The organism is Roseimarinus sediminis, from assembly GCF_050433125.1.
GTDB classification, from domain to species: domain Bacteria; phylum Bacteroidota; class Bacteroidia; order Bacteroidales; family Prolixibacteraceae; genus Roseimarinus; species Roseimarinus sediminis.
Genome location: NZ_JBNPXV010000008.1, coordinates 23,995 through 50,136, shown reverse-complemented (window position 1 = coordinate 50,136; position 26,142 = coordinate 23,995). Strand labels below are relative to the sequence as shown.

The window sequence follows — 26,142 nt, the reverse complement described above, 5'->3', positions numbered from 1 at the left end:
TGACTTTAATTAAATAAGAAATGGCTAAATATTCAAGAATAGAGGTTTTCCTCAAGATGAAAGAAAACGGGATGGTACCGCTTTATTACAGTCCCGATGTTGAAAAATGTAAAAAGGTGGTAAAAGCCTGTTACGACGGTGGTGCCCGTTCGTTCGAATTCACCAACCGGGGCGACTTTGCCCATGAGGTTTTTGCCGAATTGTCGAAATATGCCAAAGCCGAGTTGCCGGGAATGGCACTTGGCGTGGGATCGGTTATCGATGCCGGTACCACATCGCTCTATATTCAGCTGGGAGCCGATTTTATTGTTTCCCCGCTGATGAATCCCGAAATGGCCAAAGCCTGCAATCGCCGCAAGGTGTTGTGGTCGCCGGGCTGTGGATCGGTGTCTGAAGTTAATCAGGCCGAAGAACTGGGATGCGAACTGATCAAAATCTTTCCGGGGTCTCAGGTGGGCGGACCAGCCTTTGTTAAGGCAGTAAAAGGCCCGTGTCCCTGGACCGACATCATGCCTTCGGGTGGTGTGACTCCTGAATACGACAATCTGAAAGCCTGGTTCGATGCAGGAGCTACCTGTGTTGGAATGGGAAGCCAGTTGATGAAAAAGGAATACATCGAAACCGGAGATTTTGAAGGACTGGCTCAAAAGGTGAAAGAAACCCTTGAGCTAATTCAGCAAATCAGAAGCGCCGGCAAATAAAACCGTCAGCTTTTGATCGTAAATTGTATAAACTTATAAAATCATTCAAAAAATGATTTCAGCCAATCAATTATTAGGATTAGAAGGTAAAACCGCAGTGGTGACCGGAGCCGGTGGCGTGATATGCAGCACCCTGGCCGAAGGCCTCTGCGAAGTAGGAATGAACGTCATGTTGCTCGACGTTGACGAAGCGCGTGCCATTGAACGTGCCAATGAACTGAAAGCAAAATTTCCCGATCAGATAGTTGAAGGATTTTTTGCCAATGTGCTTGATAAACGCTCGCTCGAGAGTGCCAAAAAGAGAATCTTAAGCTTTGTCGATACCATCGATTTTCTGATCAACGGTGCCGGTGGAAATTCGCCCAAGGCAACCACCCAGGCCGAAGAAATTGTACCCGGGAATGACGAAGGACTAAGCAATTTTTTCGACCTTGAAATGGATGGCTTTGACCATGTTTTCAACCTTAATTTTAAAGGAACGATATTGCCTACCATGGTTTTTGGACAGGATTTGATTGATCAGGGTGCCGGAGGTGTTCTTAACATTTCATCAATGAATGCATTCAGGCCGCTGACCAAAATTCCGGCCTATTCGGCAGCCAAGTCGTCGATCAATAATTTTACCCAGTGGCTGGCAGTACACTTTGCTAAAACAGGCGTACGTGTAAACGCCATTGCTCCGGGTTTCTTCCTTACCAATCAGAACCGTTTTCTGCTGATTGACGAAGGTGGCAAGCCAACAGAGCGGGGGCAGAAAATTATCAACGGAACCCCCATGGGACGTTATGGTGAAATTGAAGAACTGATCGGTACAACCATCTACCTTTTGAGCGACATGTCGAAATTTGTTACCGGCATTGTAGTGCCCATCGATGGTGGATTTAGTGCCTATAGCGGTGTTTAAGAAAGTCATTAAGTCAATGAAAAAGTCATTGAGTCATTAGGAAAAAGTTATTGATGCTTAATGACTTAATGGCCAATGACTTAATGGCCAATGACTTTTTCCACCTACATTCAGAAACAACTAAACAGAATAAATATGGAACTTAGAAAAGAATATAAATACTCACTGGTAGTTCCTACCAGCATGGGGGTTCGTATTACTCCCGTAAACGGACAACCGGTGCATGCCAGCGATACGTTTAAAATGCAGGCCACCAGTGCCGAAACCAATGTAGCAAGCATTGCCTCGTACCTTGGCCTGCCGGTAAAAGTATTAACCACTTTTGTGAAGGGGAGTCCGGTAGCCCAGTTTATCAAAAGCAACCTTCGCAGCCGTCACATGGATTACGAAGGACCGGAAGTTGAGCAGGGCGATCCCTGGGGCTACCGTCATCAGTTCAACATTGCCGACAGCGGTTATGGCTCACGCGGACCACGGGTTCAAAACGACCGTGCAGGCGAAGTAGGCCGCACCCTGAATGTTAAGGATTTCGATATTGAAAGAATTTTTGGTGAAGAAGGAGTGCAGATAGTGCATCTTTCAGGCCTGATTGGCGCCTTATCGCCCGAAACCAGTCAGTTTTGTCTGGAGCTGGCACGTGCAGCAAAAAAATACGGGACCCGCATTGCCTTTGACCTCAATTACCGTGCATCATTCTGGAAGGGACGCGAAAAAGAACTTCGCGAAATGTTTACCGAGATTGCTTCGGTGTCCGATATTCTTATTGGTAATGAAGAAGATTTTCAACTATGCCTGGGTATCGAAGGCCCCGAAGCCGGAGGAAAGGGAATCAAAAGCAAGATCGACGGCTTCAAGGAAATGATTACCCGCGTTAAAAAAACCTTCCCCAATGCATCCGTATTTGCCACCACACTTCGTGAAGTGGTAAGCACCAACGAACACTTGTGGGGGGCCATCATGCTGGCCGGCAATCAGTGGGAAGTAATTGAACCGCGGAAAATTACCGTGCTCGACCGCATTGGCGGAGGGGATGGTTTTGTCGGTGGTTTGCTCTACGGAATTCTGAAAGACTGGAATCCTGAAAAATGGATACAGTTTGGATGGGCAACCGGTGCGCTGGCAACAACTTTCCTTACCGATTATGCACAGCCATCGGACGAAGAAATGGTTTGGAGCATCTGGGAAGGCAATGCCCGCGTGAAGCGCTAAAGTTGAACGATGACATTTTTCGTATTTCGGACTTAAAGAATTGAAGATCCCGCATACTTTCTGTCAGCTTTTTTATAATTTAAGGCACTAACCTGAAAAAAATGAAATGATGAAGCAAATTGTGAAATTGGGGATGTTTGCTGTAATGCTTTTTTTGTTGTCATGTAGCGGACCGCTGGGAAATAGCAAGGATGTGAAAATAGGTTTTCTCATTCACTCAACCACCAGTTCGCGCTGGCAAATGGACATTGCCTATGTTAAGGAAAGAGCTGAGCAGATAGGAGCTACCATAGTTTTGAAAGATGCTGAAGGTGACGAAAATATGCAGCTAAAACAGGCTTCCGAGCTATTGCTTGAAGGAGTTGATGCCTTGATAGTTGTTGCGGCCAACCAAAATACGGCTGCGGGAATTGTTCGCGAGGCACATACTTATGATGTTCCTGTTATTGCATACGACCGCCTGATCAAGAACTCTGATCTAGATTATCTGGTTTCGTTTGAATATGAAAAGGTGGGGCGATTGATGGTTGAATATGTTGAGAAACATGCACCCAATGGAAATTGCATCATTTTGTGGGGCGATGCCTCCGATGCCAATGCGGTGTTTGTGAAAAACGGACACGAAAAAACCATCGAAAGCAGCGATGTTAGCATGAATTACGTTTACCGCACCTATGTCGAAGGCTGGACCTATACCAATGCCAAGCACCAGATGGATAAAATACTCGATTTTTATCCCGAAAAGATTGATGCCGTAATCGCCTGCAACGATCCACTTGGACTGGGTGCCTATGATGCATTGATTGAACATGGATACCAACCCGGTGAAGTAATAATTACCGGCCAGGATGCAACGCTTGAATTTATGCACTCAATGCTGAACGACGGAATGACCATGTCGGTTTCAAAGCCCATTAAGGATTTGGCCTATGGTGCTGTCGACCTGGTGGTAGGCTTGGTAAGCACCGGTGAAGCAAAAGGATTTGACAAATCAGTCAATAACGGACGAAAGGATGTGCCTGCCCGCTTGTTTGAGCCGCTTGTGGTCGATCGTTCAAACTTTGAACAGCAAATGATTGGTGGCGGCGTTTACACCCGCGAACAAGTATTTGGCAAACAATAAACCTTTGCCATTCACGTTAAAATTGTAAATAATGATCTATTTTGAATCAGGTTCTCCCACAGCACGACTAACAGACAACGATCTGAAAGAAGCACTGTTTGCTGCACTCGAAAAGCTGGGAGCAAAAAATAAAGTACTGGCCATACCTCCCGATTATACGAGGTTGCCATCGAAAGCTGGCGAACTTACCGCTTTTGCCTGGCAATACTATGGCGAAAAGCTGACCGATATTTTACCAGCTTTAGGTACACATACCGCAATGACGGCTCATCAGATTGAACACATGTTCCCCGGGGTGCCATCTTCTCTTTTCAGAGTGCACGACTGGCGCAACGATGTAATCACCCTGGGCGAAGTTCCCGGCGAGTTCATCGAAAAGGTTTCGGATGGAAAAGTCAATTTCAGCTGGCCGGCTCAAATCAACAAATTATTGCAGGAGGGTGGTTTCGACCTTATTCTCTCCCTCGGACAGGTAGTTCCTCACGAAGTGGTTGGAATGGCCAATTACAACAAAAATATTTTTGTGGGCACCGGTGGTTCCGAAGGAATCAACAAAAGCCATTTTATTGGTGCTGCCTATGGCATGGAACGCATGATGGGCCGTGCCGATACGCCCGTTCGTAAGGTCTTTAATTACGCAAGTGAGCAATTTGCGCAACATTTGCCCATTGTTTATGTGCAAACGGTTGTTGGAGTCGACGACGAAGGAAAATTGGCCACACGCGGAATTTTTATCGGCGATGATTTTGAAGTTTTCCAAAAAGCAGCCGAACTGTCGCTGAAAGTAAACTTCGACATGGTAAAAAAACCGCTGAAAAAAGTGGTGGTATGGCTCGATCCAACTGAATTCAAAAGTACCTGGCTTGGTAACAAAAGCATTTACCGTACCCGCATGGCCATGGCCGATGGCGGTGAACTGATTGTTTTGGCTCCGGCGTTGAAAGAATTTGGCGAGGACAAGCAAATTGATACCCTGATACGAAAGTATGGTTATTTTGGAACACCGGCTACCTTGAAGGCTGTCGACGAAAACGACGATCTGAAAGCCAACCTGGGAGCAGCAGCTCACCTTATTCACGGTTCTTCCGAAGGGCGTTTCAACATTACTTATTGTCCCGGAAAGCAGGAGGGCAACCTCAGCCGTGAAGAAATCGAAAGCGTTGGATTTGCCACGGCCGATTACGATGAAATGACTGCCCGGTACAATCCTGAAAAACTTAAAAACGGTTTCAATACCCTGCCCGACGGGGAAGAAATATTTTACATTTCAAATCCGGCGCTTGGGCTGTGGGCACACGAAGATCGTTTTGAATAACTGAAAATGCAGCAATGAAGAGAATCAGATGGGGCATAATTGGTTGCGGTGATGTTACCGAAGTAAAGAGCGGACCTGCGTTTAACAAGGTTCCCGGCTCTGAACTGACTGCGGTAATGCGTCGTGATGCTCAAAAGGCAGCCGACTATGCCCAAAGGCATCAGGTGCCATACTGGTTCAGTGATGCCGATCAGCTGATTGCGCATCCCGAAGTGGATGCCATTTATGTGGCCACACCTCCTTCGACCCACGCCATGTATGCCATCAAGGCCATTGAAGCAGGGAAAGCGGTTTACATCGAAAAACCAATGGCGCGGACCTATGAGGAGTGTGTAAGGATCAATCAGCTGGCAGCCGAAAAAAACGTACCGGTAATGGTAGCCTACTACCGGCGTTTATTGCCCGGCTTTGTCAAGGTGAAGGCTTTGCTCGATGCGGGTGCAATTGGCGACCTTCGCATGGTGCGGGTAGAGCTTTTCAAGCATCCGCTTGAAGATGGCAACAACCTGCCCTGGCGTGTCCTGCCCGAAATAGCCGGTGGAGGTCACTTCTTCGATTTGGCATCGCACCAGTTCGATTTTCTTGATTTCATTTTTGGCCCGGTTAAAAAGGCGGTGTCGGTGGTGGCCAATCAGGCCGCTTTGTACCCCGCCGAAGACGTACTTTCGGTGGCCTTTGCCTTTGAAAACGGGGTGGTGGGAAACGGAAGCTGGTGCTTTAACGCTGCTGCTGTTAACGACAAGGATGTAATTGAAATTATTGGAAGTAAGGGAAGGATTGTTTTTTCAACCTTCGATTTTGTACCCGTAGAGCTGATAACTTCCGAAGGCACTCAAAAATTTGAATTCCCCAGGCCCGAGCATGTTCAACTCGAAATGATCAGGCACATCAATGCTGTTTTGCAGGGGAACGAAAAAGCCGTGAGTGACGGGATCAGCGGGGCCCGTACCAGCAAAGTGCTCGACGAAATAGTGAAAAGTTATTATTCGAAATAAAACCATTAGCAATATAAGAACTACAAATTATGAATAAAAAAGCAGATATCGGTTTAATTGGTTTGGCAGTAATGGGTGAAAACCTGGTGCTGAACATGGAAAGCAAAGGTTTTACCGTGGCAGTGTTTAACCGTACTGTCGATAAGGTAGATAAATTTATGAACGGTCGTGGTGCCGGAAAAAACTTTATCGGAGCTCATTCAATTGAGGAACTCTGTGCTTCACTCGAACGTCCCCGTAAGGTGATGATGCTGGTGAAAGCCGGCAAACCGGTCGATGACTTTATCGACCTCATTCTTCCTCACCTTGAAGAAGGCGACATCATTATCGATGGTGGGAATTCGCATTTCCCCGATACCATTCGCCGCACCAAATATGTTGAAAGCAAAGGAAAGCTTTTTATCGGAACCGGCGTTTCGGGCGGTGAAGAAGGAGCCCTCAAAGGTCCTTCGATGATGCCAGGCGGATCGGATGCTGCATGGCCACATGTTAAAGATATTTTCCAGGCGGTTGCTGCCAAGGTGGAAGACGGAAGTCCTTGTTGCGACTGGGTTGGACAAGATGGTGCAGGCCACTTTGTGAAAATGGTACACAACGGAATTGAGTATGGCGACATGCAAATCATTACCGAAGCCTACCAGGTTATGAATGAAATGCTCGGACTGACACACGACGAAATGCATGATGTGTTTGCCCGTTGGAATGAGGGTGTGCTCGATTCCTACCTCATCGAAATTACCCGCGATATTCTCGGATACAAAGATGAAGATGGTTCACCTCTGGTAGAAAAAATTCTTGATACTGCAGGGCAAAAAGGAACCGGTAAATGGACCGGAATTGCGGCCCTCGATGTGGGTGCTCCATTGACCCTGATTGGTGAAGCTGTTTTTTCACGGATACTTTCATCACAAAAAGACCTGCGTGTAAAAGCGTCAAAAGTACTGAATGGTCCTGCCGTTCAATTTGAAGGTGACAGGGAACAGTTTATCAATGACCTTGAAAGTGCACTGCTTGGTGCTAAAATGGTATCGTATGCCCAGGGTTACAACCTGATGAGCGAAGCGGCAAAAGAATACAAATGGGACCTGAATTACGGTGGAATTGCACTGATGTGGCGCGGTGGTTGCATTATCCGCTCTGCCTTCCTTGGCGATATCAAGAAAGCATTTGATAAAAATCCGGGGCTCGAGAACCTTTTGCTCGACGATTATTTCAAAGGAAAAATTGAAGCAGCTCAGGCCGGATGGCGCAGGGTTATTCAGGCTGCTGTGGCCAATGGAATTCCTGTACCTGCCCTGTCGTCAGCTTTGGCTTATTTCGACGGTTTCCGCAGCGAGCGCTTGCCAGCCAACCTGCTGCAGGCCCAGCGCGATTACTTTGGAGCTCACACCTACGAACGGATCGATAAGCCCCGTGGCGAATTCTTCCATACCAACTGGACCGGACGCGGAGGCGATACTGCCTCTTCTACTTATAATGCATAATTGAATTACAATTTATGTATCTGTTTTAAAATCCGGGAATGACGATCTTTGTTGTTCCCGGATATTACAATTAAAAAGCAAAGTTGAATGTCTAAAAATCTAAATTTGTCAAATTATCTTCTGATCCTTCCCCTGATCCTGTTTTTCTTTACGGGCTGCCAGGTTCAAGAAGAACATACCGTTTTGAAACTGGCTCACGGATTGGAACCCAGCCACCCAGTACATAAGGGGATGGTTGAAATGGCCAAACGGCTTGATGAGATTTCGGAAGGAAAAATGGAAATTGAGATCTATCCCAGTGGTCAGTTGGGCTCTGAGCAGCAAAATGTTGAAATGTTGCAAATTGGAAGTCTTGCCATTACAAAGGTATCGGCAGCCGTTTTGGAAAGTTTTACCGATAACTTTCAGGTATTGGGACTGCCCTATATTTTTCGTTCGAGGCAGCATTCGTTCAATGTATTGGACGGAGAAATTGGCAAAGAGCTTTTATTGAGCACCGAAAAATACAAAGTTCGTGGTTTATGCTTCTACGATGCAGGAGCACGAAGTTTCTATACCCTGAATAAACCAATTGAAACACCCGACGACTTACAAGGTCTTAAACTGCGTGTGATGAAAAGTCAGACAGCAATGGGACTGGTGCGCGCCATGGGAGGATCTCCTACCCCGATTTCGTGGGGTGAATTGTACACCGCCCTGCAAAGCGGTGTTGTCGACGGAGCCGAAAACAATCCTCCCAGTTTGTACACTTCGCACCACTACGAAGTTTGTAAATACTATTCGTTGAACGAGCACACCATGGTTCCCGACGTACTCATTGTTAGTACCGTTGTTTGGAACAAACTGACTGAGCAGGAAAAAAAGTGGCTCCAGCAGGCAGCCGACGAGTCGGTCCCCAGTCAGCGTAAGGTGTGGGCCCAATCGGAAAAAGAATCGCTGGAAAAAGTACAGGAAGCAGGTGTTGTGATCAATTATCCCGACAAAGCACCGTTTGCCAAAAAAGTTGAACCAATGATTGAATCCTATCGCTCGAAACCAGAGTTGTACGATTTGATTCAACGAATTAAAGCAGTTGAGGACTAGGTTATGACAATAAGAGAAAAAATTGACAAGATACTGGAATATGCAGTGATAATTTTCCTGAGTGTTCTGGTAATAGACGTGCTGTGGCAGGTTATCAGCCGATACGTATTTGCGTCTCCAAGCTCATTCACCGATGAGCTGGCAGGCTTTCTTTTAATATGGGTAGGCATGTTGGGAGCTGCTTATGTACACGGCAAGCAGGAACATCTGGCCATCGATTTGCTGTTGCAGCGCTCAAGCCCCGAACGGCAGCGTGTAATGATTATTATTATCAATCTGGTGATTCTGTTATTTGCCGTCCTGGTGCTGGTAGTTGGTGGACTTTGGCTTTCAATTACCCGCTTTCAGCTCGATGTTGCTTCGTCGGCCTTACGACTTCCTTTGGGATATGTTTATCTGGTATTGCCAATAAGTGGTTTGCTGATGGCATATTATTCAAATGAAATTATTAGAAAGAATATTAAAAAGAAGAAATAATATCTGCCTGACAGATTTAATCATATAAATATGGAATTTCTTGGAATCATAATATTGGTAGTGAGTTTTGTTGTTTTGCTGGTGCTTGGTGTTCCGATTGCTTTCAGTATCGGAATCGCAGGTATACTGACCATGTTGGTCAGTATTGATTTCATCCCGGCATTAACAACTTTTGCACACACCATGGGGACGGGGCTCGATAGTTTTACCCTGCTTGCCATCCCGTTTTTTATTCTGGCAGGAAACATAATGAACAGCGGGGGCATTGCGATGCGCCTGATCAACCTTGCCCGGGTAATTGTAGGTAAATGGCCGGCTGGTTTGGCTTTCGTCAATGTTTTTGCCAACATGCTTTTCGGGGCCATCTCAGGTTCAGCAGCGGCATCGGCATCGGCCATTGGCGCCATCATGAAAGGTGAAATGAAGCGAGAAGGGTACGATGAAAGTTTCAGTGCAGCTGTGAACATCACTTCGGCAACAACCGGTTTGTCAATTCCTCCCAGCAATGTGCTTATTGTCTATTCATTAGCCAGTGGAGGCGCTTCCATTACCGCATTGTTCCTTGCCGGTTATCTGCCCGGAATCCTTACCGGGGTTTCCATCATGCTGATGGCCATGAGTATGCTCATTTACAAGCAAAAGGGTTTAAAGGCGGTATCGACTACCTTGCTAAAAATATTTTTGGTAACTGCCGTTATTATTATGGCGGGTATTGGAATGTATCATTTGAATGGCGTTTCACCCCTTTCGTTTCAACTGGCTTTGGCAGCAATTATTGGTGTCATCCTGTTCCTTTTTGGACGCAAGGTAAAGCGAAGTCCGAAGGGTGCAAAACGTGCTTTTAAGATACTATGGGATGCCATCCCCAGTTTGTTCTTACTGGTGATTGTTATTGGTGGTATTGTTGCCGGATTCTTTACCGCAACCGAAGCATCGGCCATTGCCGTTTTGTACGCTTTCATACTGGCTTTGCTCTATGGCGAAATTTCGTTAAAAGATATGCCCAAAGTGATATTGAACTCAGTGCGTACAACCTCGATCGTATTATTGCTGGTTGCAGCCAGTATTGGCCTTTCATGGATCATGGCCTACGAAAACATACCGCAAAATGTGAGCGAAGCCTTACTGGGCTTAAGCGACAGCAAGTTTGTAATATTGCTGGTGATTAACCTTATCCTGCTGGTCGTTGGTGTATTTATGGATATGACACCAGCCGTGCTGATTTTTACCCCGATATTCTTACCCATTGTAACCAACCTGGGACTCGACCCGGTCCATTTCGGAATCATCATGGTGTTGAACCTGAGTGTGGGTTTGTGTACTCCACCGGTTGGATCGGTCTTGTTTATCGGATGCAGTGTGGCCAATGTGAGGATCGAGAAGGTGATCAAACCACTTATTCCGATGTTCATTGTAATGATTATTTCATTGTTGCTGGTTACCTACATTCCTGAAATCAGCATGTGGTTCCCACGTTTGTTTGGAGTATAATAGTTTAAACTAAATAATTATGAGAAAAATAGGAAAATATTCATTTGGTGTTGGTGACCGTTTCGGACACCAGGGAAAAGCACAATTGAAAGCTTTTATTGCAGCCAAAGAACAATTAAATCTTGATATTACCCCGGTGTGGAATAAGTCGCACCGTGAGCATACCACCATTGGAACGCAACCTGCCGAAGTACGTGTTGAGGCCGATGCTGCTGTCAAAGCACTGGGCTGGACCGGTGATTATTTCTGCGATGCCGATCACATCAATTTAAAAAACGTCGACGCTTTTATTGAGCCCTGTGACTTTTTTACCATCGATGTGGCTGATTATATCGGCGAGGCGGCTGCTGAAGGTGAACTAGGCGCTTTTGTTGCCGAAAACCGGAAATACATTGGTCAGCTTAGCATTCCCGGTATCGACGAATCGTTTGAGGTGAGTGAAGCATGGCTCCATAGTTTTGCCAAAAACTATCTGAAAGCCATGGGAGAGGCATCAAAAGTATACAGCTATCTGGTGGAGAAAAAGGGTGAAGGAAATTTTGTGCCGGAAGTTTCGTGCGATGAGACCGATACACCACAATCGCCACTCGATCTGTTCTTTATTCTGAAATTACTGGCAACTTACAAAGTGCCTGCGCAAACCATTGCGCCCCGCTTTTCAGGACGTTTCAACAAGGGTGTTGACTATGTGGGCGACGTGAATCAGTTTGAAAAGGAATTTGAGCAGGACCTGCTGGTGATTAAACATGCCATCAGTGAATTCGGACTACCCGACAACCTTAAACTGAGTGTACACTCGGGAAGCGATAAATTTGCCATCTATCCTGTAATTGGTCGTTTGGTTCGTAAACACGATACCGGCATTCATATCAAAACGGCAGGTACTACCTGGCTCGAAGAAATTGCAGGCCTCGCACTTTCGGGGGGCGAAGGTCTTGAACTGGCCAAAGAGGTGTATGCCACTGCTTACAAGAAAATGGAAGAGCTGACAGCTCCTTATGCTTCGGTAATCGATATCAAATTGGCCAACCTGCCTTCGGCCGATCTGGTTGCCAAATGGAGTGGAGAACAATTAGGAAATGCACTGATTCATGATCAAAGCTGTGCTGACTTTAATCCCGACTTACGACAGCTTGTTCACGTTGGCTATAAAGTAGCAGCTCAAAAAGGAGCAACTTTTTACCAGGCACTTGAAAAATTTGAAAGCAATATCGAGAAGCAGGTGTTTGAGAATATTTTTGAACGACACATGAAACGTTTAAACTTCTAACAAATAGTAAAATAGAAGAAAGCGGGACCCGGGCCCGCTTTTTTTTATTGAACACGCAACGAAAGACTTTGAAACTGTAAGCGATTATTTTAACTTACAGCGCTTAATCACCGGTTTAGCAATAATTAAGGGAAAGCTGAGATGAACAATGCAAAAGAGCTTGAGAAATTTCGAAAACAAAATGAAGAGTTAAAAGCAGAACTGGCTCAAAAAGATCATCTTATAAAGGTCATATTTGCCAATTTAAGTCATGAAATTCGAACACCCCTGAATGGTATTTGGGGTTTTTCCGAAATGCTGATGCAAAATAATTCGTTAAACGATGAATGCAAGGCTCATGCAGGTGTTATTACCGAAAGTAGCCAAATGCTGCTTTCAATTCTAAACGATGTTTTCGATCTGGCCCGCATTGTTTCCGGAAAATACAAGGTTTATCCCGAGGCTTTCGATTTGAATGATCTGTTGTATGAGTTGTTCGTGAAATACAAGCAGGAAGCCGAAGCCAAAAACCTTCAGCTTTTTCTCGAGAATCTGATTAGTGAAGAACTGATTGTTGAATCATCGCCCGCAGTGATAGAGCGCATCCTGAGTAAACTGATTGATAATGCCATCAAATTTACCAAGGAAGGATGGATCAAACTACATTACGAACATCAGGGCCGCTGTATTGTGTTCACGGTAGAAGATACAGGAATTGGAATCCCCGAAGCCATCCGTCACAATCTTTTTGATCGTTTTACAGTAGAAGAGGTATCAAAATCGAGAAAAGTAGCCGGCTCGGGGCTCGATCTGAATCTTTGCAAAGGACTTGCAACACTGCTGGGAGGTGAGATTACCTATCTGCCCAAAGAGGGAGAGGGGTCTCTTTTTCGTATTTCGGTGCCCGATCATCGGATGATTTCTAAAAAGCAAGATGGCAAATCGATTTAATTGCCTGAAAATACATTATTTTTGAGCCAAATTTCGTCAGTTTATTTGTAAAGCCGATGTTTTCTTTTTTGTTACTAAAGTTTTAAATTTGCTGGTTCAATAAAGCGGGGATATTTTATGAAGGATAAGAACTTCAATTATTGTAAAAGCCTTACAGAGTACCGGAGAGAGAAAACCGTGGAGGTCGATATCGGTGGAGTCCCCATGGGTGCTTCCAACCCGATCAGGTTACAATCGATGACCGATACCGACACCATGGACACGGCGGCAACCGTTGAGCAATTTATTAAAATTGTGAAGGCCGGTGCCGACTATGTTCGTATTGCTGTAAAATCGACCAAAGATGCCCACAATCTGAAGTTCATAAAAGAACAGATAAGGGGCCTGGGCTATAAGACACCCATTGTTGCCGATGTTCACTTTAATCCTAAAGTAGCCGAAATTGCTGCACATTACGTATCTAAAGTCCGGATCAATCCGGGTAATTTTTACGATAAACGTGCCCAGTTTCACCATTATATTTATACCGACGAGGAATACCGGGCCGAACTGAACAAGCTGGAAAAGGCTTTACTTCCTTTTATCAATACCTGTAAAGAAAATAATACAGCTGTAAGGATCGGAGCCAACCATGGTTCACTTTCCGATCGGATCATGAGCCGCTATGGCGATACCCCGGCCGGAATTGTGGAGTCGGTAATGGAATACCTGCGCATCTTTAAGAAGCACGGGCTGAATAAAATTGTCATCTCGATTAAGTCGTGGAATGTGCGCATTTTGGTTTACACCGTCAGGTTGATGAACTACAAAATGCGGCTCGAGGACATGAAATATCCTTTCCATATTGGTGTCACCGAAGCAGGTGAAGGACACGACGGACGGATTCGATCGGCCGTTGGAATTGGTACGCTGCTCATCGACGGAATTGGAGATACCATCAGGGTGTCGCTGACAGAAGCGCCCGAAAACGAAATTCCTTACGGACGTAAGCTGATTAAGGTGGTCGAAGCCCGAAAAGGACATGAAAAGATCGAAGCACCCGTTTTTGCACAAATCAATCCCTTTGAGTACGAACGTCGTTACGGTCGTCCGGTGCGTAAAATCGGAAACCGCCGCTTGCCCATTGTAATTGCTTCGCTAAATGAAAACAGCATACTCGAAGTTTCGAACCTGAACGGACGTACCGAACCCGACTACTATTTTGACGGAAAATCGGTGCTTAACCGCAAGGGACGAAAATTTCCCATCCTTACACTCGAAGATTATCTGTACAACGATATCTATCAGAGTACGCACCGCTTTATTCGCTGCAGCCGCAAGGAGTTTGTAGCTTTTCGCAAGGATAACCCCGAGATTGTAACCAAACTGAAGGCCGAACGAAAAGCCGTCATTTTACTTGAGTCGGAAAATGCCAACCGCTATGCCGACATGCGGGCCTTTTTTATGTTGCTCGAATCGATTATATGCCGGCTATCGGTAGTGCTTTGGGCCAACTACAACGAACATAACCTGCAGGATTTACAGTTGAAAGTAGCCACCGACCTTGGCGGACTCTTTATCGACGGTTATGGCGATGGGGTGCTGATTACCAACGAGAATGACGATATTTTTTATTCCGACCTGAAGAATACAAGCTTCTACCTGCTACAGGCTACGCGAATGCGCATTTCTGAGTCAGAATTCATCTCCTGTCCCGGATGTGGCCGTACCGAGTTCGATTTGCACAAAACAACCCGTGAGATTAAAGAGCACTTTGCACATCTCAAACACCTGAAAATTGGTATTATGGGTTGTGTGGTCAACGGGCCGGGCGAAATGGGCGATGCCGATTATGGCTTTGTAGGTTCAGGCCGTGGCAAGGTCAATTTGTACAAAGGACAAAAAGTGCTGAAGCGCCACATTCCACATGACGAAGCAGTTGTTGAGCTGGAAAGAATCATCCGTGAAAACGGTGACTGGATGGAACAATAAACATAACAAATACAAAGATGAGGGGGCAGCGATGCTCCCTATTTTGCTTTCTATAGCTGCTTTTCGGTTTAAGTAACAGCTACTAAAGGTTCGTTGGTTTTTCATTACCGGCATCGTACCAGCTTACAAAAGCTTTGATCCCTTCATCAAAATCGTGCTGGGGTTCATAGTCGAAAAGCTGTTTGGCCCGGGTGATATCGGCATAGGTGATTTCAACATCGCCCGGCTGCATGGGCAGGTGTTCAATGTTTGGCCGCTCGCCGGTGGCCTTGTATATCGAGGCAATCATATCGCGCAATAAAACCGGTTGATTATTGCCCAGGTTTACGGTTTCATATACATCTTCATTGGCAAAAAGGTAGTCGATGGCACCCAGTATGCCCTGAATGGTGTCGTCGATGTAGGTGTAGTCGCGGGCCGTTGAGCCATCGCCAAACATGGTGACCGGTGCTCCCGAGCGAATCAGTCGGGTAAATTTGTGAATGGCCAGATCGGGGCGCTGGCGGGGACCAAAAACGGTGAAGAAACGCATGTTGACAATGCTGAAATGATGAAGGTAGTGTGCGGTGTAATTGATCAGTTCGCAGGCTTTCTTCGTGGCGGCATAAGGCGAGATGGGATTCGAAACATCCATCGCTTCACTAAACGGCGTTGTTTTGGTGTTGCCGTAAACCGACGATGAAGAAGCAAAAGCCATTCTGGAAACCCCATGGAGCTTCATCATTTCCAGCACATTTTGCGTGGCTGTAATGTTGGCCCTGATATAGCCGGCCGGATCCTCAATGGAGGGGCGCACCCCTGCTTTCCCTGCCAAATGAACGACCAGGTCGATTCCTTCGGGAAAAAGTTGTTTAAGTTTTTCAGCATCGGCCAGGTCGGCTTCAATGAAACGAAAGTTGGGATGATCCTTAAAGGATGCCATATTGGCCAGTTTGATTGAAGCAGGATAAAAGGGATCAAAGTTATCGATTCCTGTCAGCTGATAATTCATGCCCAACAGTTTTTCGCTTAAATGGGAGCCGATAAAGCCTGCGCATCCGGTGAGTAGTATTTTCTTTTGTTTCATTTTTAAGGCGTTTATTTATTTCGCTTGGACTTCTTTTTAACAGTAAATTTTTTCACCACCCCAAGGTCAAACGGAAGCAAATCGAACAGTCCTTTGCCGGTATAATGCAACATCAGGTTGCGCAGGTACATGATCATGCCCCCCATGTGCCCAAGCAGCAAAACCGGGTCGCGCCTGAACAGGGCATAAGTGAAAATGAGCAAAGAGCCGGTAAGGCTGATGTACCAGAAGCCCGGCGGAAGTGCCGAAAGTTTTTTGCGTTCGGAAACCAGCCATTGGTAAACAAAGCGAAAGGTAAAAATAATTTGGGCTGCAATGCCAAAAACAAACAGCCAGGGGGCAATTTCCTCGTTTTTAAAAAAATGCTGCATGCTGTAGTTGCCCGAAAAAGCAGTCCATCCAAGACAAACGAACGGCATGGCCAGCGAAAAAAATCTAAAGTAGAAAGGAATTTTTTTCCAGGCGTGCTGCAATTGCAGGTTGCGAATGTAAATGAAGAAGGTGATCAGCTGGCCAAGAATAATGGCAAAGTCTTTACGCAAAATGCCATAAATGAGCATAATGATGGAAGCGATCAGGCTAATTTGCCAGAAAAGTACCGGCGAAAGTATTTTCCCTGCTTTTTCTGATTTGATCCACTGCACAATGGTACGGGCAAAAAACAAAACCTGTGAGAAAAAGCCAAGGGCGAAAATAAAGAGGGTTTTTATTGAAAGCTCCATTTGCTACTTTATATACATAAGAATGAGCAAAAGTATCAAAATTGATGAAAAACCATCCTGAAAGGGTAAAGAGAATTCAGCCAAAAAGGAGATCGATGGCCAGCACTTTTTTCATTTCAGCATTTCGTTTAGCGGGTGAAAAATTATCTTTGGAGCAGGTTTAAACAAATCAAAAAGACGCTAGCTATGATCATTGCCGAATTGCCCTACGTTTCTGATTTTCTAAAGGAAACCATTGTAAGAAATCGTTTTGAAGTAATAAAAACGGAAAATACCGTATCGCTTTTTGAGGGAAGGGATGTGGTTTCGCTCGATCAGACTGAGGTAGTGCGTCGGTTCAAAGAAAACAGCGGGCAAAAGCTGTTCACCAATTCTGAAAATTCGCTTGGCTGGATTGCCGGGAATCTAAGCTTTTCCGATTTGCCACGGCAGATCAATCTGTTTAAAAACAAGCTTCGTTTCAGAGAATTTATGAAACAATGGCATCCTGCTTATTTTTTCAGTGAAATAGGGTACGACGATCTGGAGACTGCCGATATCGCTTCGTTTCCTCCTTCATTCATCATCAAACCTGCTGTTGGTTTTTTCAGCATGGGGGTGTATTTGGTGCATCATCATGACGAATGGCCGACTGTGGTGAAAGCAATCCGGGAAGAATTGGAAGCGGTCAAAGCCATCTTTCCGGTCGAAGTGTTTGATCATGCTACTTTCATTGCCGAAGAATTGATTCAGGGCGACGAATATGCTTTCGATGCCTATTATGACAGCCAGGGTGAGGCGGTCATTTTGAATATTTATCACCATCCCTTCTCGTCGGGCGATGATGTAAGCGACCGGGTTTATCTTAGCTCGGAGCAGATCGTTCGAAGCCGGCTTGACAGCTTTACGCAGTGGCTTCAGAAAGTGGGTGAAAAAGCCGGCCTGAAAAATTTTCCGCTGCATGTCGAAGTACGAGTGGATGATGAAGGACACATTCAACCCATTGAGGTGAATCCCCTGCGCTTTGGCGGTTTTTGTACAACAGCCGATTGTACCTGGTTTTCCTATGGTTTCAACTCGTATGAATACTTCTTTAATGAACAGCGTCCCGATTGGGAGGAGGTTTTCAAGAACCGGCACGACAAGCTGTATAGTTTATTGGTGTTGAATAACTCAACCGGGATGAAGACAAATGAAATCAAGGCTTTCGACTATCAAAAACTGACCGCCCGTTTAAGTAAGCCGCTTGAGGTCCGTCCGCTTGATCCTGCCCGTTTCCCCTTGTTTGGTTTTGTTTTTGCCGAGTCGGAAGCCGACAACTATGCCGAGATTGATTATCTGCTGAAATCCGATTTACGGGAGTTTGTAATAAGGCAATAAAAAGTGGTATTCTTATTCTATAGCGCAGCAATGTTGCTATCCCAGTGCCACATCGAGCGTCATCATGGTGGCAAAGCCAATCATTGCACCAATGGTTGAAAGGTCGGTTTCGTGGCCGGTTTGCGATTCGGGGATGAGTTCTTCAACCACCACAAAAATCATGGCCCCGGCGGCAAACGATAGCGCATACGGTAGAATGGGGGTGATGGTGAGCACCAAAAAGGCACCGGCTACTCCGGCAATGGGTTCTACAATTCCTGAAAGTTGTCCATAGGCAAAAGCTTTACGACGCGACAGCCCTTCACGGCGCAAGGGAATGGAAACTGCTGCACCTTCGGGAAAATTTTGCAGTCCAATACCCAGAGCAAGGGCAACCGCTCCGGCTAGCATGCCCGCATCGGGATTGTGTGCCAGGGCTCCAAAGGCTACTCCTACGGCCAGTCCTTCGGGAATGTTGTGCAGCGTGATGGCCAAAACCAGCAAAACACTGCGTTGCCACGATGTTTTGATTCCTTCGGCCTTATCGACCGAAAGACCAAGGTGGAGGTGGGGAAGAATCCTGTCGGCCAGATATAGAAAGGCACCTCCCATCAAAAAACCGACGACTGCAGGAATCCACGAAATATCACCATTGCTTTCGGCCATTTCAATGGCTGGTTTAAGCAGCGACCAAAAACTGGCAGCAATCATTACTCCGGCAGCAAAACCAAGCATGGAGTTGAGTACCTTCTGGTTGATTTTTTTAAAGAAGAACACCATCGATGCCCCAAGGGCTGTGAGTCCCCAGGTAAACAGGGTGGCAAACAGTGCCAGTATTACAGGGTTGATTTCGAGCAGTGATGAAAGTTCCATTTTTTTGGTTTATGAATTGAATACACGCTGATTTAACGGAACTAAAATAATGAATTCCGGTGGAATCATGGCATCGGGTTCCGTCCGATGTGAAATAAAAAAGGTGACCTGCCGGCCACCTTCTGCTTATTTCTGTCAAATAATTTTTTACCCGCTAGGCAATATTCGTAAATACCTGCTGCACATCGTCGTCCTCTTCAATTTTGTCGAGGAGTTTATCTACTTCTTCCATTTGTTCTTCGGTGAGCTCAACGGTGTCGTTGGGGATGCGCTGAAGGTTGGCCTTGGTGATTTCAATTCCAAGGTCTTCAACTGCTTTGGTGATTGATCCAAAATCGGTAAAATCGGCATAAGCATAAAGCACACCATCGTTTTCGACCAGCTCTTCGAGCCCGCCGTCGATGAGTTCCATTTCGAGTTCTTCGATGTCTTTTCCCTCAGGTTTAGGAAATTCAACCACTGCCTTTCGTGAGAACATGAATTCCATTGATCCCGATGGAACCAAACCGGTGCCCCACTTGTTGAACATCCATTTCATGTTGGCCACCGTGCGGGTGTGGTTGTCGGTCATGCATTCCACCATGAACATGGTTCCAAAAGGGCCCTTTCCTTCATACAGCTCTTCAATAAAGTTTTCGGCATCTTTGCCTGCTGCTCTTTTAATGGCGGCATCGATGTTGGCCTTGGGCATATTTTGAGCTTTGGCATTCTGGATGGCGGTGCGAAGCGCAGGGTTCAAATCGGGGTCCTCACCTCCGGCTTTGGCTGCCACGGTGATGGCTTTACCCAGTTTTGGAAATATTCTCGACATTTTGTCCCATCTCTTCTCTTTTGCTGCTCTGCGATATTCAAATGCTCTTCCCATATAGTTGTTGTTATTTAAACTTGACTGTTGCTGCATTAAATAGCAGGTACAGTTACCGCCCGGCGGAAAAGTTTAATGTGTTAATTCGATCTTGTTTTCGGCACCAAAAATATAACTGTAAAAGCAAATAACATAGCGATGTTTCAAAAAAACATCAGGCAGACAGGGATTTTATTGATCAAAGGGCTTTTTCCGGTGAATGAGCAGCTTAGCTGCTAAAAATAAAACACCAGCTTTCTTTTTGATGCCTCGTAAACAAGCACCTTATATGTTTGTTTAAAATCGTAGGACAGCCTTGCTCTACGGCTTTCGCGATTCAAAAATTCGCTTATCTTTGCCGAAATGAAAGCGGCAGATTAACAAGACCGAATATCAGGTGTTTAGCCTTGTATTGAACAGACGAGAGACACTTAGCATGCCGTTGATCTTTTTGCCATGAAAAGCAGAAAGGTAAACTAAATAAGGAAGTAAATGAAGAACATACGCAACTTTTGCATCATTGCACACATCGATCACGGAAAGAGCACCCTGGCCGACAGGTTATTACAGTTTACCGGCACGGTAAGCGAACGCGACATGAAGGAGCAGGTACTCGATGACATGGAACTTGAAAAGGAACGTGGGATTACCATTAAAAGTCATGCCATCCAGATGGATTATCTTTTTAATGATGAAAAGTATGTTCTGAACCTGATTGATACTCCGGGGCATGTCGACTTTTCGTACGAAGTATCCCGCTCGATTGCAGCCTGCGAAGGGGCCCTGCTCATCATCGATTCAACCCAGGGCATTCAGGCTCAAACCATTTCGAACCTGTATCTGGCCATCGAGCACGATCTCGAGATCATCCCCATATTGAATAAAATGGATTTGCCCAATGCCATGCCCGAGGTGGTGGAAGATCAAATCATAGAACTGATTGGTTGCAAGCGGGAAGACATTATTCGCGCCAGCGGGAAAACAGGCGAGGGCGTTGAAGCAATTCTTGAGCGGATCATCAGGGATGTTCCTGCACCGGTAGGTGACCCCGATGCACCTTTGCAGGCCCTGGTTTTCGATTCGGTATTTAATTCATTCAGAGGGGTTATTGCCAATATTAAAATTGTTAACGGCTCCATCAAAAAGGGTGACAAAGTAAAGTTCTTTGCCACCAACCGCGAGTACAATGCCGACGAGGTAGGGGTGCTTCGCCTGGGAATGGAAGAACGAAAGGAATTGAAGACCGGCGACGTGGGTTACATTATCTCCGGTATCAAAACAGCCCGCGAAGTAAAAGTGGGAGATACGATTACTCATTTAAAGGACGGATGCAAAAAGCGCATCGAAGGTTTCCAGGAAGTGAAGCCCATGGTGTTTGCCGGGGTATATCCCATCGACAGCGATGATTACGAAGACCTGCGTGCTGCCATGGAAAAATTGCAGCTCAACGATGCCTCACTCACCTATCAGCCCGAATCGTCAGCGGCACTGGGCTTTGGCTTTCGCTGCGGGTTCCTCGGACTCCTGCACATGGAAATCATTCAGGAAAGGCTCGACAGGGAGTTCGACATGAATGTCATTACTACCGTACCCAACGTTGAGTACATTGTACATACAAAAAAAGGCGAAGATTACACCATTTACAATCCTTCGGGCATGCCCGACAGTCTGGCGGTTGATGTGATCGAAGAGCCTTATATCAGGGCACAGATCATTTCGCAGTCGGAATATACAGGACCCATCATGACGCTTTGTCTTGGCAAAAGGGGCATTCTTATCAGGCAGGATTACCTGAGTACCGACCGGGTTGAACTCACTTTCGACATGCCGCTGGCCGAAATCGTTTTCGATTTCTACGACAAGTTGAAAAGCATTTCGAAAGGATATGCCTCGTTCGATTATCATGTGGTTGACCATCGTGCAGCCAAGCTGGTAAAGCTCGACATTTTGCTAAACGGCGAGCCGGTCGATGCACTTTCGTCGCTGATTCACTTCGATAATGCCCAGTCGTTTGGGCGTCGCATGTGCGAAAAACTAAAGGAACTGATTCCCCGCCAACAGTTCGATGTGGCCATTCAGGCCGCTGTCGGAGCTAAAATTATTGCCCGCGAAACCGTAAAAGCCGTACGAAAAGATGTTACAGCCAAATGTTATGGTGGCGACATTACCCGTAAACGCAAGTTGCTCGAAAAACAAAAGGCAGGTAAAAAACGGATGAAACAAGTAGGTAATGTTGAAGTACCTCAAAAAGCATTTTTAGCGGTGCTGAAGCTGGATTAGGGCAGAGAGCAGAGGGCAAAGGCGCAAAGGAGCAGGGAGCATGAAACAAAGGGTCAGTGCGACGGGTTTTCAATTAATTATCAACTATCCATTACCATCTTCCATCTATTTTCCGTTTCCTATTGTTTCTATTGTGGTTTTTTGAGTTCCTGAGTTCCTAAGTTCCTGAGTAAGCCGTGGCGAAGCAAGTTAGCAGTCCACTATCCGCAACAACGAGCAAACCAGCAACCAAAAAATAGATATTGCTGCAAGAAAATTATATTTTGTTCAACGGTTTCTTCAATTATCCGATGAAAAGAGCCAATGTTTTCTGCTTTTACCTTTCGACGCGCTCACTTTCAATGATCTTTTAAATGCTTTATTTGTTGTATTTCAAAAGCCGCTTTATGGAAAATTATGACAAGCACAAGGATTGGGACCGTATTTTCAACGGGGTTTTTAAAACCAATAAATTTTTCAGCAGCTTTTGTGATGAGTTTGTCGACCAGGTGCGAAGCGTTGTTGGCCTGTATTATCCCGAAATGATTGGTAAGGAAGCGCTCGAAAAAGATCTTCTGTTGTATGCACGTGAAATGTTAAGTGCCATCGAGGCGATACAGTCAAAGGATGAAAGCTATTCGCCTAAGCAATTGGCAGAAGAAGTGAAGGTGATGACCCGCCTGATTGTAAAGAAAGCTGAAGAAGATCAGGATCCCGAATTCATCGACCGTGTTCATGCACAGGCCAAGGCCATGCTTGTAAAGTATTATCCCGAAATTCCCGATTTGTCGGCCAGCGCACTGCGCCTGCTTGAAAAAAACTCCAAAATGTACAACTGGGAATTTATTACCAATTTTTATCTACTTTACAAGAAGTAGTGCCGCTTGCATTTGCTTTGCAGTGAATGATTCCGTCGATAACTAAGAACCAGGCTGTTGTTAATGAATGTACAGGCTGTTTTTCTTAAACAAGTGCAATCCGCTGTGAAGCACATATCCCGGGCGAAGAAAAACATTTCAGCAATACTTTCTGTTAACTATTTCAACTACAGCCACAGTCTGTGTTTTGACGGTATAACATTTGAAAGTTTATTTATGACTAAGCAGCATAGCCTTTCGGGGATCAAACAATTACTTGGGAAGCCCTACGAAGATCTTGAATTTTTACTTCATTGTTTTGAAGAAGTGCTCATCGAAAACAACGAAACCGAATTGGCAGCCAGTATTCCCTGGATAACAAGTTCGACCACTGACTTTAATTTTCCGGGGCACGATAAATTGTTGCATTTGTATTCTGTCTGCTTTCAATTGCTTAACCTGTCGGAAGTAAATGGTGCTGTTCAGGGGCGAAGAAAAAAGGAAGAACAACAGGGACAGGAAAGCATTACCGGATTGTGGAGCGATGTTTTAAAGGATTTGAAAAGCAAGGGTTTCGACGAGCAAAGCATTGCTGCTGAATTAGCAAAAATTACGGTTGAACCAGTTTTAACTGCGCATCCTACCCAGGCAAAACGCCCCGTTGTATTAAAGCTTTATCGCGAACTGTACCTCCTGCTGGTTAAGCGCGAAAACAAAATGTACACTTCATTCGAACAGGAGGAGATCAGGCATTCCATTAAGCAGGTGATGCACAAGTTGTGGTTTATCGATGAAATCTACTACGAAAAGCCCGCAGTAGAATCAGAACTTGAAAATGTACTTTATTACTTCAGCAATGTTTTCCCCCAGGTAGTACCTTATCTCGATTATAAACTGAAACAAGCCTGGATGCATGCAGGTTTCAGCGATGAAAGCATCAGCAGGCCCGAGAGCCTGCCGGGAATGAGTTTCGGAAACTGGGTGGGAGGCGACCGGGATGGCCATCCATTGGTAAGTCCCGAAATTACGGCCTTTACGCTCCGAAAGCTGAGGCTGCATTCCTTTCAACTACTGCAATCATTGCTTACCGGTCTGGCCGATAAACTCAGTGTGTATTGCAGCGAGGATGAACTCGAACGACCGTTTGTGAAGCGGCTCCGGCAGTTAAAGAAAGAAGATCTGCCTGCCGGAATCAGTACGCAAAGGGAGCCTTTCAGGCTGTATGTCGAGTTGCTGAAGGCAAAACTGCCCATTGTTGAACACACAAGCGGAGAAATTGAACTGCTCGACCGGCAGGTATCTTACAAACATTCCGAAGAACTGTTGACCGATTTGTATTTGCTCGACGATGCCTTGTTGCACTTCCATCTCGATGCGGTGAGCAGGTACGATGTAAGGCGGGTAATACGGCACGTAAAAGTATTTGGTTTTCACCTGGCGCACCTCGATGTAAGGCAAAACAGCAAATACTACGAAGAAGCGCTGCATTCGCTGATAAAAGCCAGTCTGCCTGGTCGCTATAAAAGTATTACCGCCGGGCGAAACGCTTACGAGGATTTCATTTTGAAGGAACTTGAAAGCAATCGCCCTTTTATCAACCGCATCGATTTTCTTTCGTCTGAAAAGGCGCAGGAAGCGGTAAAGACCTTTCAGACGCTGGCTGCCTTTATGAACGACTACAGTGAAAAGGCGCTGGGCTCGCTCATTGTAAGTATGACGCGCAATGAGTTCGATTTGTTTACTGTTTACCTGCTGGTGCGGGAAGCCGGCTTGTCGCTCTTTTCAAAAGAAGGGCCCCTGTGCCCCTTGCCGGTAGTTCCTCTCTTTGAAACCATCGAAGACCTGGAGCAGAGTCCCGAAGTGCTGGACCATTTTCTGAGTCATCCGCTGACTCAGCGCAGTCTGGCTTACATGCAGGAAGCGAAACAGCTCAGCGAGCCTGTTCAGGAAGTGATGATCGGCTACAGCGACAGCAACAAGGATGGAGGAATTATTGCCAGCGCCTGGCACCTCTACCGGGCACAGCAGCGTTTGGCCGAAGTGGGCCGTAAACATGGTGTGAATATTCGTTTCTTTCATGGTAAGGGAGGAACGATCAGTCGCGGGGCCGGTCCAACCCACTGGTTCCTGAAAGCCTTGCCCGACCATTCGCTGGCCGGCTTGATCAGGGTGACCGAACAGGGCGAAACCATCGAGCGAAAATATGCCAACAAGGTGAATGCATCGCACAACCTTGAATTGCTGATTGCCGGAACGCTGCACCGCAGTCTGCTGAACAAACGCATTCTTCAGCAGGGAGAAGAGCCGCATACCGAAGTGTTTGAGTACATGGCCGGCAAGAGTCAGCAGGTGTACAATGAACTGACCAGTCATCCTTCCTTCATTAAATTCTATGAACAGGCCACGCCCATCGATGCCATCGAAGCGAGCAAAATAGGATCAAGGCCGGCACGCAGAACAGGCAAGCGCAGTCTGGCCGATTTAAGGGCCATTCCCTGGGTATTTAGCTGGACGCAGTCGAGGATGCTCATCTCGGGATGGTACGGTGTGGGAACAACCCTCAGCGAGATGAAAAAGAGCGAACCCGGACTGTATGCCAGCCTGAAGAAGCTGGTACGCGAACATCGTTTTACCCGTTATGTGTTTACCAATGTCGATACCGGTCTGGCGGCCACCGACGAAGCACTCATCGAGCTATACAGCACCCTTGTTGATGACGACGGGGTACGTACTGAAATTTCAGGCAGGATACTCGAAGAACTGGCGCTTTCGAGAAAGATGATGTTGGAGCTTTTGGAAAAACCGGTGGCCGAACGGCGTAAAAACCATTACTACAGTACCATGCTCAGGGCCGATGCCCTGCTGCCGCTGCACAAGGCTCAGATTTCCCTTTTGCGTGCCTGGCGCCGGGCACAAACCGACGGCGATGTAAAAAAGGCGGAGCGCCTGCTTCCTTCCCTGCTTCAAAGTGTGAATGCCATTGCCAATGCCATGGGTACCACGGGCTAGGGTTTTTAACCTTTTATCAATTTCTTTACAGTAGTGTCCGGTAAAAGTTCTAAATCATAAAAACATATTGGGATATTTGACTAAAACCCTGATTGCCAGGTTGGGCTAAAGCCCCGATTCGAAGATCCGATCAATAACCCCGGGCTTAAGCCCGGGGCTATTGAGAATCCCTAATGACGCGGGCTTTAGCCCAATTGTAGATATTTTTACCGGACAACAAT

The 26,142-nt window shown here is 46.1% G+C and carries 21 protein-coding genes; 17 read left to right on the top strand and 4 right to left on the bottom strand.

Going from position 1 to position 26,142, the window contains the following annotated elements:
• The first annotated feature begins 20 nt into the window (after nucleotides 1-20).
• The 13 genes from FHS86_RS11720 (at nucleotide 21) to ispG (ending at nucleotide 14,953) form a co-directional block, all read left to right on the top strand.
• On the top strand, nucleotides 21-701 hold the full coding sequence (locus FHS86_RS11720) for a bifunctional 4-hydroxy-2-oxoglutarate aldolase/2-dehydro-3-deoxy-phosphogluconate aldolase (protein ID WP_429413582.1): 681 nt from the start codon (nucleotides 21-23) through the stop codon (nucleotides 699-701).
• Nucleotides 702-753: 52 nt separating this feature from the next.
• On the top strand, nucleotides 754-1,605 hold the full coding sequence (locus FHS86_RS11715) for an SDR family oxidoreductase (RefSeq protein WP_429413579.1): 852 nt from the start codon (nucleotides 754-756) through the stop codon (nucleotides 1,603-1,605).
• 135 nt (nucleotides 1,606-1,740) lie between these two features.
• Nucleotides 1,741-2,814 carry a sugar kinase gene (locus tag FHS86_RS11710; RefSeq protein WP_429413576.1) on the top strand — a complete coding sequence of 358 codons (1,074 nt, stop codon included), beginning with the start codon at nucleotides 1,741-1,743 and terminating at the stop codon, nucleotides 2,812-2,814.
• Between the two features lie 106 nt (nucleotides 2,815-2,920).
• Complete coding sequence (locus tag FHS86_RS11705; RefSeq protein WP_429413573.1) at nucleotides 2,921-3,937, top strand: sugar ABC transporter substrate-binding protein; 1,017 nt, start codon at nucleotides 2,921-2,923, stop codon at nucleotides 3,935-3,937.
• A 31-nt stretch (nucleotides 3,938-3,968) separates the two neighbouring features.
• Nucleotides 3,969-5,252: a nickel-dependent putative hexonate epimerase gene (locus FHS86_RS11700; RefSeq protein ID WP_429413570.1), complete on the top strand. Its 1,284-nt coding sequence runs from the start codon at nucleotides 3,969-3,971 to the stop codon at nucleotides 5,250-5,252.
• Nucleotides 5,253-5,266: 14 nt separating this feature from the next.
• Entirely contained in the window at nucleotides 5,267-6,247 is a 981-nt protein-coding gene (locus tag FHS86_RS11695) for a Gfo/Idh/MocA family protein (RefSeq protein WP_429413567.1), read from the top strand.
• Nucleotides 6,248-6,276: 29 nt separating this feature from the next.
• Entirely contained in the window at nucleotides 6,277-7,731 is a 1,455-nt protein-coding gene (gene gnd, locus FHS86_RS11690; protein ID WP_429413564.1) for a decarboxylating NADP(+)-dependent phosphogluconate dehydrogenase, read from the top strand.
• 87 nt (nucleotides 7,732-7,818) lie between these two features.
• On the top strand, nucleotides 7,819-8,814 hold the full coding sequence (locus FHS86_RS11685) for a TRAP transporter substrate-binding protein (protein ID WP_429413561.1): 996 nt from the start codon (nucleotides 7,819-7,821) through the stop codon (nucleotides 8,812-8,814).
• A gap of 3 nt (nucleotides 8,815-8,817) precedes the next feature.
• Nucleotides 8,818-9,291: a TRAP transporter small permease gene (locus FHS86_RS11680; protein ID WP_429413558.1), complete on the top strand. Its 474-nt coding sequence runs from the start codon at nucleotides 8,818-8,820 to the stop codon at nucleotides 9,289-9,291.
• Nucleotides 9,292-9,321: 30 nt separating this feature from the next.
• Entirely contained in the window at nucleotides 9,322-10,782 is a 1,461-nt protein-coding gene (locus tag FHS86_RS11675; RefSeq protein WP_429413555.1) for a TRAP transporter large permease, read from the top strand.
• Nucleotides 10,783-10,801: 19 nt separating this feature from the next.
• Entirely contained in the window at nucleotides 10,802-12,052 is a 1,251-nt protein-coding gene (locus FHS86_RS11670) for a tagaturonate epimerase family protein (RefSeq protein ID WP_429413552.1), read from the top strand.
• 141 nt (nucleotides 12,053-12,193) lie between these two features.
• Complete coding sequence (locus FHS86_RS11665; protein WP_429413550.1) at nucleotides 12,194-12,982, top strand: sensor histidine kinase; 789 nt, start codon at nucleotides 12,194-12,196, stop codon at nucleotides 12,980-12,982.
• A 117-nt stretch (nucleotides 12,983-13,099) separates the two neighbouring features.
• Nucleotides 13,100-14,953 (top strand): (E)-4-hydroxy-3-methylbut-2-enyl-diphosphate synthase, encoded by a 1,854-nt coding sequence (ispG, locus tag FHS86_RS11660; protein ID WP_429413547.1) that lies wholly within the window; start codon nucleotides 13,100-13,102, stop codon nucleotides 14,951-14,953.
• A gap of 82 nt (nucleotides 14,954-15,035) precedes the next feature.
• On the opposite strand, the gene FHS86_RS11655 is transcribed toward ispG, so the two are convergent.
• A complete protein-coding gene (locus FHS86_RS11655) occupies nucleotides 15,036-16,019 on the bottom strand; it encodes a GDP-mannose 4,6-dehydratase (RefSeq protein WP_429413544.1) in 984 nt (327 codons plus the stop codon).
• Nucleotides 16,020-16,030: 11 nt separating this feature from the next.
• On the bottom strand, nucleotides 16,031-16,741 hold the full coding sequence (locus FHS86_RS11650; RefSeq protein WP_429413541.1) for a lipid-A-disaccharide synthase N-terminal domain-containing protein: 711 nt from the start codon (nucleotides 16,739-16,741) through the stop codon (nucleotides 16,031-16,033).
• Between the two features lie 186 nt (nucleotides 16,742-16,927).
• Here FHS86_RS11650 and FHS86_RS11645 point away from each other — a divergent pair, with 186 nt between their 5' ends.
• The gene (locus FHS86_RS11645) at nucleotides 16,928-18,100 is read left to right on the top strand and encodes an ATP-grasp domain-containing protein (RefSeq protein ID WP_429413538.1); all 1,173 of its coding nucleotides are present in this window, start codon (nucleotides 16,928-16,930) and stop codon (nucleotides 18,098-18,100) included.
• A 36-nt stretch (nucleotides 18,101-18,136) separates the two neighbouring features.
• Here the strand turns inward: FHS86_RS11645 and FHS86_RS11640 are convergent, their stop codons facing one another.
• Both FHS86_RS11640 and FHS86_RS11635 read right to left on the bottom strand, forming a co-directional pair.
• Entirely contained in the window at nucleotides 18,137-18,952 is an 816-nt protein-coding gene (locus FHS86_RS11640; protein ID WP_429413535.1) for a ZIP family metal transporter, read from the bottom strand.
• 154 nt (nucleotides 18,953-19,106) lie between these two features.
• Complete coding sequence (locus tag FHS86_RS11635; RefSeq protein ID WP_429413532.1) at nucleotides 19,107-19,817, bottom strand: YebC/PmpR family DNA-binding transcriptional regulator; 711 nt, start codon at nucleotides 19,815-19,817, stop codon at nucleotides 19,107-19,109.
• 471 nt (nucleotides 19,818-20,288) lie between these two features.
• Between FHS86_RS11635 and lepA the strand changes: the two genes are divergently transcribed.
• The 3 genes from lepA to FHS86_RS11620 all read left to right on the top strand — a co-directional run bounded on the left by lepA (nucleotide 20,289) and on the right by FHS86_RS11620 (nucleotide 25,921).
• Nucleotides 20,289-22,076, top strand: a complete 1,788-nt coding sequence (lepA, locus tag FHS86_RS11630; RefSeq protein WP_429413529.1) for a translation elongation factor 4 — start codon at nucleotides 20,289-20,291, stop codon at nucleotides 22,074-22,076.
• 386 nt (nucleotides 22,077-22,462) lie between these two features.
• Nucleotides 22,463-22,933, top strand: a complete 471-nt coding sequence (locus FHS86_RS11625; RefSeq protein WP_429413526.1) for a hypothetical protein — start codon at nucleotides 22,463-22,465, stop codon at nucleotides 22,931-22,933.
• A gap of 216 nt (nucleotides 22,934-23,149) precedes the next feature.
• Nucleotides 23,150-25,921, top strand: coding sequence for a phosphoenolpyruvate carboxylase (locus FHS86_RS11620; RefSeq protein ID WP_429413523.1), 2,772 nt, complete (start codon nucleotides 23,150-23,152; stop codon nucleotides 25,919-25,921).
• The last annotated feature ends 221 nt before the right edge of the window (nucleotides 25,922-26,142 follow it).

Excerpts from the sequence above, each read along its gene's own strand:
- FHS86_RS11720 (WP_429413582.1), top strand. The coding sequence starts at position 21 with ATGGCTAAATATTCAAGAATAGAGGTTTTCCTCAAGATGAAAGAAAAC.
- FHS86_RS11715 (WP_429413579.1), top strand. The coding sequence starts at position 754 with ATGATTTCAGCCAATCAATTATTAGGATTAGAAGGTAAAACCGCAGTG.
- FHS86_RS11710 (WP_429413576.1), top strand. The coding sequence starts at position 1,741 with ATGGAACTTAGAAAAGAATATAAATACTCACTGGTAGTTCCTACCAGC.
- FHS86_RS11705 (WP_429413573.1), top strand. The coding sequence starts at position 2,921 with ATGATGAAGCAAATTGTGAAATTGGGGATGTTTGCTGTAATGCTTTTT.
- FHS86_RS11700 (WP_429413570.1), top strand. The coding sequence starts at position 3,969 with ATGATCTATTTTGAATCAGGTTCTCCCACAGCACGACTAACAGACAAC.
- FHS86_RS11695 (WP_429413567.1), top strand. The coding sequence starts at position 5,267 with ATGAAGAGAATCAGATGGGGCATAATTGGTTGCGGTGATGTTACCGAA.
- gnd (WP_429413564.1), top strand. The coding sequence starts at position 6,277 with ATGAATAAAAAAGCAGATATCGGTTTAATTGGTTTGGCAGTAATGGGT.
- FHS86_RS11685 (WP_429413561.1), top strand. The coding sequence starts at position 7,819 with ATGTCTAAAAATCTAAATTTGTCAAATTATCTTCTGATCCTTCCCCTG.
- FHS86_RS11680 (WP_429413558.1), top strand. The coding sequence starts at position 8,818 with ATGACAATAAGAGAAAAAATTGACAAGATACTGGAATATGCAGTGATA.
- FHS86_RS11675 (WP_429413555.1), top strand. The coding sequence starts at position 9,322 with ATGGAATTTCTTGGAATCATAATATTGGTAGTGAGTTTTGTTGTTTTG.
- FHS86_RS11670 (WP_429413552.1), top strand. The coding sequence starts at position 10,802 with ATGAGAAAAATAGGAAAATATTCATTTGGTGTTGGTGACCGTTTCGGA.
- FHS86_RS11665 (WP_429413550.1), top strand. The coding sequence starts at position 12,194 with ATGAACAATGCAAAAGAGCTTGAGAAATTTCGAAAACAAAATGAAGAG.
- ispG (WP_429413547.1), top strand. The coding sequence starts at position 13,100 with ATGAAGGATAAGAACTTCAATTATTGTAAAAGCCTTACAGAGTACCGG.
- FHS86_RS11655 (WP_429413544.1), bottom strand. The coding sequence starts at position 16,019 with ATGAAACAAAAGAAAATACTACTCACCGGATGCGCAGGCTTTATCGGC.
- FHS86_RS11650 (WP_429413541.1), bottom strand. The coding sequence starts at position 16,741 with ATGGAGCTTTCAATAAAAACCCTCTTTATTTTCGCCCTTGGCTTTTTC.
- FHS86_RS11645 (WP_429413538.1), top strand. The coding sequence starts at position 16,928 with ATGATCATTGCCGAATTGCCCTACGTTTCTGATTTTCTAAAGGAAACC.
- FHS86_RS11640 (WP_429413535.1), bottom strand. The coding sequence starts at position 18,952 with ATGGAACTTTCATCACTGCTCGAAATCAACCCTGTAATACTGGCACTG.
- FHS86_RS11635 (WP_429413532.1), bottom strand. The coding sequence starts at position 19,817 with ATGGGAAGAGCATTTGAATATCGCAGAGCAGCAAAAGAGAAGAGATGG.
- lepA (WP_429413529.1), top strand. The coding sequence starts at position 20,289 with ATGAAGAACATACGCAACTTTTGCATCATTGCACACATCGATCACGGA.
- FHS86_RS11625 (WP_429413526.1), top strand. The coding sequence starts at position 22,463 with ATGGAAAATTATGACAAGCACAAGGATTGGGACCGTATTTTCAACGGG.
- FHS86_RS11620 (WP_429413523.1), top strand. The coding sequence starts at position 23,150 with ATGACTAAGCAGCATAGCCTTTCGGGGATCAAACAATTACTTGGGAAG.